Annotated in this window: 7 protein-coding genes; all 7 read left to right on the top strand. The window is 68.5% G+C overall.

Annotated elements, in window-relative coordinates; all coding sequences use genetic code 11:
- The coding region (locus AC08OO_RS19200) for an alkaline phosphatase D family protein (RefSeq protein WP_476618841.1) at nt 1-1,471 on the top strand (1,471 nt) is incomplete at its 5' end.
- A gap of 354 nt (nt 1,472-1,825) precedes the next feature.
- Entirely contained in the window at nt 1,826-2,002 is a 177-nt protein-coding gene (locus AC08OO_RS19195; RefSeq protein WP_476611239.1) for a DUF72 domain-containing protein, read from the top strand.
- A gap of 239 nt (nt 2,003-2,241) precedes the next feature.
- Entirely contained in the window at nt 2,242-3,033 is a 792-nt protein-coding gene (locus AC08OO_RS19190) for a class I SAM-dependent methyltransferase (RefSeq protein ID WP_476611238.1), read from the top strand.
- The gene (locus AC08OO_RS19185) at nt 3,030-5,717 is read left to right on the top strand and encodes an SUMF1/EgtB/PvdO family nonheme iron enzyme (protein ID WP_476611237.1); all 2,688 of its coding nucleotides are present in this window, start codon (nt 3,030-3,032) and stop codon (nt 5,715-5,717) included. The genes AC08OO_RS19190 and AC08OO_RS19185 overlap by 4 nt, the downstream gene beginning before the upstream one ends.
- Before the next feature lie 2 nt (nt 5,718-5,719).
- Nucleotides 5,720-5,992 (top strand): hypothetical protein, encoded by a 273-nt coding sequence (locus tag AC08OO_RS19180; protein WP_011435464.1) that lies wholly within the window; start codon nt 5,720-5,722, stop codon nt 5,990-5,992.
- 23 nt (nt 5,993-6,015) lie between these two features.
- Nucleotides 6,016-7,218, top strand: a complete 1,203-nt coding sequence (locus tag AC08OO_RS19175) for a hypothetical protein (RefSeq protein WP_476611236.1) — start codon at nt 6,016-6,018, stop codon at nt 7,216-7,218.
- Between the two features lie 364 nt (nt 7,219-7,582).
- Nucleotides 7,583-8,401: tyrosine-type recombinase/integrase (locus AC08OO_RS19170; RefSeq protein WP_476611235.1), on the top strand; the 819-nt coding region annotated here is incomplete at its 3' end.

Raw genomic sequence — 8,401 nt, 5'->3', positions numbered from 1 at the left:
GGACCGGGCCCCGGGCCAGGTGCGGGGTGGCCGGCCCACGTTTACCTCCGGCGTGCAGTCCGGCGATGTCACCGCGGACAGCGCGGTGGTGTGGGCACGGGCCGATCGGCAGGCGGTGCTCGCGGTCGACGTGGCAGCCACCGAGACGTTCACCGCAGCCCGGCGGGTCGGCGTCGTCCGGGTGGACGCGGCGACCGACTTCACCGCCTCGGTGCCGGTCCGCGGCCTGCCTGCCGGCGAGGAGGTGTTCTACCGGGTCCGCCTCGCCTCGGCGGATGACCCGGCGCTCGTCGGCGAGACGTCGATCGGCCGGTTCCGGACCGCCCCCGGGCGTGCTGGCGACGTCTCGTTCGTCTGGTCTGGTGACATCTGCGGCCAGGGGTGGGGTATCAACCCCGATCTCGGTGGAATGCGGATCTTCGAGACGATGCGCCGGCTGAACCCGGACTTCGCGATCTGCTCCGGGGACACCGTGTACGCGGACGGGCCGATCCTCCCGACGGTTCCGCTCGCGGACGGCTCGGTGTGGCGCAACCTCGTCGTCCCGGAGAAGTCCAAGGTCGCCGAGACCCTCGCGGAGTACCGCGGCAACTACCGGTACAGTCTGCTCGACGCAAACCTGCTCGCGTTCAACCGCGAGGTGCCGTGGGTGTTCCAGTGGGACGACCACGAGACGCTCAACAACTGGTATCCCGGTGAGATTCTCGACGACTTCCGGTACAGCGAGAAACGGGTGGACGTCCTCGCGGCGCGCTCGCGGCAGGCGTTCCTGGAGTACACCCCGTTCATTCCCGGTCGGGCCGACCCGGGCGGGAGGATCTACCGCAGGATCTCCTACGGCCCGCTGCTCGATGTCTTCGTCCTGGACATGCGCTCGTTCAAGAACCCGAATCCCGACGGCCAGGAGGATCCCGCCGGCGTGGCGATACTTGGCCGCCACCAGAGCGAGTGGCTGCTGGCCGGGCTCGCCGCCAGCCGCGCCACCTGGAAGGTGGTCGCCGCCGATCTCCCGCTCGGGCTGCTGGTGCCGGACAACCCGAGCGGCGTGGAGGCGGTGGCGCAGGGCCGGCCGGGTGCCCCGCTGGGGCGCGAGGTGGAAATCGCGGACCTCCTCGCCGGCCTCCGCCGGCACCGGGTCCGCAATGTGGTCTGGGTGACTGCTGACGTCCATTACACGGCGGCACACCACTACCACCCGGACCGGGCTGCCTTCACCGATTTCGACCCGTTCTGGGAGTTCGTCTCCGGGCCGTTGAACGCCGGCACGTTCGGCCCGAACACGCTCGATCCCACCTTCGGCCCCGAGGCTGTTTTCGTGAAGGCCCCTCCGGCGGGTCAGTCCAACCTGCCGCCCTCGGCCGGTCTGCAGTTCTTCGGCCGCGTGCACCTCGATCCCGGTGGCGGGCTCACCGTGGAGCTGCGGGACTCCGGCGGTGCGGTGCTCTGGTCGACCACGCTCGCCGTCGCCTGACCGGTCACCGCCGCCTGACCGGTCACCGCCCCGGATGACGGGTCCTGCGCCAACCATGCCGTTTGCGGGCGGGTACCGGTTCGTGAGCGTGGAACCCGGCGAGGAGGCGACGGGCGTGGGTGACATTCTGGTCGGGACGGCTTCCTGGACGGACCCGACGCTGCTGAGGTCCGGATGGTACCCACCGGAGGTCACCAGCGCCGGTGCCGGCCGGTGCGGATCTACGTGGAATTCCGTAACCACACCTGGATGGACGAGCGTAACCGTGAGGAGACACTCGATTTCCTCGCCTCTCAGGAGATTCTGCACGCGTGAGTCCACATGCCCCAGGGCTACCCAAGTTCGATTCCGCCGGTGCTCGCAGCGACCGCCGATCTCGCGGTCGTCCGGTTCCACGGTCACAGCGAGCGGTGGACGGGTAAGGACATCCACGAACGCTTCGGCTACCGCTACAGCGAGGACGAACTGCGCGCATGGCCCCGAGGATCCGGGAGCTGGCGAACGACGTCGCCACGACCCACGTCCTCATGAACAACTGCTATGCCGGCTATGCGCAGCGCAACGCAACGCCGGACAGTTGGCCGACCCGCTGGCCCGGCTCGACTCTCGCGAGAACCGTGGTCGTCGGAGGGACGAGCAGGGTTCCCGGTTATGTCGCCAGAGGCGATGGCAGGGCGTCATGCTCGTTGGCCGACTTGTCCCAATCCGGAGCCGTTGGGGAGCCGATCGGTTACGATCCGCCTGGGTTGCAGGGCGGGAGGTGATCCAGTTTGGCGGAGCCGGGAACGTCGGCACACTATGAGCGCCTCGCTGGCGCGTACGACCAGAACTGGACCTACAGCGACGTCTTCCTCGGCTGGATGGCCCGGGAGATGGCCGGGGCGCTCACCCTGACCTCCCACGATCGGATCATCGACGTCGGGTGCGGGACGGGACTGTACACCCGCCGGGTTTTCGAGATCGTCCGGCCGTCGACGCCGATCCTGTGCGCCGACCCGTCCGAGGGGATGCTGAGCCAGCTGCCTTCGGATCCCGGTCTTCGCCCGGTGCACGCCTCGGCGGAGCAGCTCGCCGGCGCGGCCAGCCCCGACGCAACGACGGCCGTCGGGCCCGGTTCGCTCGACGTGGTGATGATCAAAGAGGCGATCCACCACGTGGCCCCCGCCGACCGTCCGCGGGTCATCGCCGGGCTCACAGGCCTTCTCGGCGACGGTGGCCGTTTCCTCATCGTGATGTTGCCGATCCGGATCTCGTACCCGCTGTTCGTCGCGGCCCTGGAGCGGTTCGAGGAGCTGCAGCCGGACCCTGCCGACATCGCGGACCACATGCGCGATGCGGGCCTGACCGCGAGTCTTACGTACCGCGACCACCCGTTGAGCATCCCGAAGGACCGGTACCTGGCGATGGTGCGCAGTCGGTACATGTCGTTGCTCTCGACGTTCGATGATGACCAGATCGAAGCAGGCGTGGCCGAGATCGACGCCCGCCATCCGGAACCGGTGCTGTTCTTTCCCGACCGGTTCGCCTTCGTGCTCGGTACCCGGAGGAGGACCGTCTCGTGACCGAGACCGTCGATGACCGTCTTCATCGGCTGCAGGGCGAGCTCAACGGTCATGATCGGATCGCGCGACATCTCGGCCTCGACTTCACCCGGCCGATCAAGTCGTTGAGTGACGGCTATCCGGAGAACACCGTCTCGCTCATCGGAAAGATCGCCGAACGGCTGCTGAAGCAGCTGTGGACCCATCGTGAGGTTCCGGGCGACCCGTCCGGCAAGGCGCTGAACGATCTGATCAAAGGTTGCCGGCCGCATATCCGCAGTACCAACATCATCAACGCGTTTACCGACATCCAGCGGCTTCGGAACCGTTCGTCGCATGACGGTTATGAGATCGCCGAGGAGGACGGCCTTCTCGCCGTGCGCCGGCTCCTGGACGTCTTGGACTGGTTCACCAGCACCGGCGTTACCGCGATCACCGGTGACGCGCCCGGCCTTGATCCGCTCGTCGAGCGGAAGGCCGAGTTCCTCTCGGGCCTGTACGCGACCCTGGGTTACAAGGCGATCAAGCGGTTCGAGCTGTCCGAGAGCACCGTCTACCAGCTGTTCTGCCGGCAGATCGGGTTGCAGGCCGAGTATGTGGAGATCATGCTCAGTCGCAGCCTGGAGGAGCTGAACCAGCTTCTCACTACGACCGGCGGCGAGATCCTCAGTACCCAGCTCCCGAAGCACACCCGGTTTCTGATCGTCGAGGACGAGCCGTCCGAGGATGTGGCGCCGTTCGCGGACGGTGAGATCCGCATCGTGGCCTACGAGCGGTTCATGGAGAGAATCGTCGACGTACCGTCGCATCTGTCCGCCCTGACGCTCAGCTACCCGGAGACGAGACCCCGTGACATGGAGCCGTTCAGGATCGCTGGGGATGTGCTGGAAGCGGACCAGCACACCGGCGAGATGACGGTCACCGAGACGTTCGACGCCGGGGAGATCCTGCGCCGTCTCGCGGGAACCTCGGCGAACATCCTCGTCATTGGTGGTCCGGGCAGCGGGAAGACGACGCTGCTGAAGCAGCTCGCGGCGGACGGCTCGGAACCCGCACGGCATCGCTACCGCTTCTACCTGGACATGAGCCTGAAGGAACCCGAGGAGGAGTTCGGTGACTTTGTCACCCGGACCCTCAACCCGTACATGACGGTTCCGCGGAACCGGGTCTTCGACGTCTTCCTGTACCTGATCCGGGCCGGCTCCGTGCTGTGCGTGCTCGACGCGATCGATGAGGCGGTGCCGAACACGAGCCTGGAGGCGTTCCTCGGTGTGTTCTCCGACGTCTCGCAGGCGCTGTCGGCGGAGTCGACGGTCGTGATGTCGTCCCGCTACTCGTTCCTCGCCGACTCGCCCGAGGTCCGCCGGCTGCTGAACAGCTCGTCGCTGATCTCGGAGCAGCTCGTCCAGCAGCTGCACGCGAACGGCGTCGATCCGCTGGAGCTTCCGCAGTTTAGCGTGGTCCGGCTCGGTGACCTGAAGCTGCACGCGGACGAGCGGGTCTACTCGGTCTCGCCGTTGGAACTGCGGCTCGCTCAGCAGACCGGCCAGCTCGCGCGGGGGCCCGCCGTGGATGCGGCCAGGCACCTCGCGGACCTGGTGCCGGCCCGCATCGGGCAGGTCCTGAACACCGCCGGGCTCGCTGATCTCCAGCCCAGGCTGGAGAGTTACTTCGGCCCGGCGTTCCTGGCCGATCAGGCGGTGTTCACTCTGGCGGACATCTGCACCCACGTCGGCATCGAATGCTTCGCCGAGGGACGGGTCACGCTGGAGACGTTCCTGCTCGCGCCCCTGTTCCGCCCGGCCGGCGCCGGCACGGTGGCGTTGGTGCACACCGTTTTCCAGGAGTATTTCGCCGCGCGCTACCTGCGGACCGCGGCCGGACGGGAGGCCGCGGGCAGCAACGCCGAACCGATTCTGACCGAGCAGGTCCGGGAGTTCCTCGTCCACCTCGGCGCCGAGACGATCCCCGCGCCCTCGCGGACGCTGCCGGCAGCGACGTACCTGGTCGGGCCGAGCCACCGCCTCCTTCTTCGAAAGATCGAGAAGCCGGTGCTGTTCGACGAGTTCCCCGTGACGGTCGGGCGGTACAGGGCGTTCCTCGCCGCGGTCGCCGAGCAGGGCTGCGCGCAGTGGGATCATCCGGCCACTCCGCCAGGCCACAGCCACGAACCATGGCAGGAACGCTTGCGGAACCCGGAGTACTTCACCGATCCGGTGTACGACAACTACCCGGCGAACTGCGTCAACTGGTGGAGTGCCTACGCCTTCGCCCGCTTCGAGGGCAAGCGGCTGCCGACCTGCGTCGAGTGGGAGGCCGCCGCCCGGGGCACGGATGGCCGGCTGTTCCCCTGGGGAGACGACGTCGACCTGGCCGCGGTCAACTGCGCCGACGCGTGGAGCGGCCGGCCGTTGGTGACCTACGAGGTCTGGAAGCAGGAGATCGACGGCGGCCGGTTGCGGGACTGCGCCCCGACCCCGGTGACCGATCATGCGGCGAACCTGTCCCCGTTCGGGGTGCACGGCATGTCCGGCAACGTGTGGGAATGGACCGAGACCGTGTTCGACGGGATCAACTCCGCGGTGATCTGCGGCGGCTCCTACGACAACCCGTACCGGGCGGTGCAGACTTCGTCGAAGGCCCTGTACCTACGTCGGGGCAGCAGTAACGCCGTCGGGTTCCGCTGCGTGCGGGAGGTCGCGTGACCATGACCGGCGAGCCGGACAGCGGGCAGCGGTTCGGCCGGATCGTCGACCGTCAGCCGCTGGGCAGCGGACCCCACCGGGTCACCGCCACCTACCTGGTTCGCGACGACGAGACCGGCGAGATCCACGGCTTCGACTACAGCGACATCGTCACCGAAGGATTCCGCACGATCATCGTCGGGGAGCGTGTGCGTTTCGAGGTCGACCCGTCCACCGGCCGAGCTCACTTCGTGATCAGACTGGACCTTCCGGAGGTCGACGAATTCTACCGGTAGACCAGCCGGGACGGCATTCCTTCGTGGTCGTCTGTCCCGCCTTCCTCACCGGCACCCCGGACTGGCCGGAAGGTCCGCTGCCGTTACGCCACAAGGAAATCGAAGCGACCACCGCCGCACGCAGCACCTATTTCAGCGCCGCCTGCGCACGCATCCTCTACGGCACGCCTGACCGGCCGAGCCGCTGGCAGCGCACCGCACCCACCGGCGAGACGGACAGCCCGATCTTCGGGACGGAGATCCTCCTACCCGACCCGGACCGGCCGGATCGCGCCTTCGTCATCGTCCATGTCCATATCCAGACCGGCGGGTCCGAGCTCCTCGACGTCCTGCGCACCGTCGCCGGCCGGCGCGGCAGTGCGACCCCACCCCCCGACCTCGGCTCGGCGCTGCCCACCTGGGCCCGCCTGGCGCCGTCGGCCCGAAGGTTCACAATCGCCTTCCTGACCTTCCCCACCCTTCCCGAAGCCGACCCGCCGCGACCCGTTGACGCCGTCCGAATCGACTCTTGGTCGACCGCGGACACCTGGCTGTGGCATCTCGCATCCCGTACCGCCAACGCCGACTACCCGCCGGATCCCGACCACGCCGACCAGCTCCTCGACGGACGAGTGATTCTCTCCGCCGACTGGCGCGGGCTCGTCACCCGGGACGGCGCCGCCTTTCTCGGTCTACGCCCCGACGACGGCGCCGACGATGCGTTCTTCGGCTTCGCCCAGCTCTACGCCCACACCACCTACCTCGACGCGGTCCTGATCGGCATGATCCAGAACGTGGCCATCACCGAGATGATCGCCGAGGCGGCCCGCGCGTTCGAAGCCCAGGACCTTACGCGTCATCTTGCTCGTCTCGAAGAACGGGCCGCGCGATTCCGCAACATCTACTGGCTCCGGGACGCCAGCGCCCACGGCCCGGCGAACGACATCCTCACCGCCTATCAGGTACAGCACCGTCTGCCCGAGCGGTTCGACGCCGTGCTCACCGAGATCGTCGACCTGAACCGGATCGCCCAGACCCAGGAGGGGCAGCAGGTCGGCGCGGCGCTCGGCGTCATCACCGTCGTCGGCCTGCCCTTCGGCGCCGCCTTCGCGGTACTCCAGGTCCTCGGCGTGAGCTCGGCGCGAGACCTCCTCATCGGCGTCCTCGCCGCGCTCGCCGGTTCCGGCGCCCTGCTCCTCACCCGGTTCGGCCGGCTCCTGCTCCGTTCTCTCCGGCAACCGGAGTAACGGGCTCGCGAAGCCGAGCGGAACCTCGGCCACGCCCCGGAAAGGGACGCTCCGTCGCCAGCGCACCGGGATGGCGGCGGAGTTTGATACTGCGGCCGCATGATCTGCGCCACGCCTTCGCGTCGATGCTCTAACTGGGCAATGTTGCATCCAATGCAACATTCGGCAGTTTCTGTGATCGCCCGCGAGCAGGAGTTTCTGTGCCAGTGGGGTTTCTTCGCGCGGGCTGACGACATGGGCGACATGCCGTCTGACCTGCTGTGATTACTCTTTCGATGCATTCAATGACAGATTGTGGCGTCTGGTGGCGTTGCGTTCGGTGCCGCGATGTGGCGGCTGGCGCAACGTGTAGGGAGACGCTGATATGCGGTCGAGGACTGCGGGCACGGCGGCGCTGGCGCTCGTGGACGGCGCGACGCCGCTGCGGGCGGAGCCGGTGCTGTTCGACGAGATGCTGGCAGGTTTCCGCCGCCAGCAGGTCAGCCGCCGGCTGAGCTCGTCGCTGATCGACGGCCGGGGACGGGTGGTGCGCCGTTTCCAGGCGGCCAGCGGCAGCTGGCCGTGGACGTGGACGCCGGCGCAGCTGGAGGGCTGGGTCGCCGCCGGCGGCTGGGCGCACTCGACGGTGCGCAACTACCAGGGCGCGGTCGCGATGTTCTGTGACTACGCGTGCGACCCGCGGTATGGCTGGGTCGCCGAGTGCGAGCAGCGGGTCGGCCTGGCGCCGGGCCGGATCTGCCACGACGAGAACAGGGCGACGCACGTCGCCGACCACGAGTGCCGCCCGGAACGGCGGCCGCTGACGCGCGCCGAGCTGCAGGCGTTCTTCGACACGGCCGACGACCGGGTCGAGCAGTTGGCGGGCAGCCGGCGCAAGGGCTGGCTACAGGCGTTCCGCGACACGGCGGTGTTCAAGGTGATCTACGGCTGGGGGCTGCGCCGGGCGGAGGCGGTCAAGCTCGACGTCGCCGACTTCTCGACGAACCCGGCCGCGCGGCAGCTGGGCTCGCTAGGTGTCTGCCAGGTCCGGTTCGGCAAGGCGATGCGGGGCAGTCCGCCGCGGCGCCGCGCGGTCGCGACGGTGTTCCCGTGGGCGGCCGGGGTGCTCGAGGAGTACCTGACGGTGGTCCGCCCCCAGTTCCCGGGGTCGGCCGGCCCGGCGGTCTGGCTGACCGAGCGCGGG

The organism is Frankia sp. CeCAU1, assembly GCF_977971845.1.
This window is presented reverse-complemented; position numbering and strand designations above follow the sequence as displayed.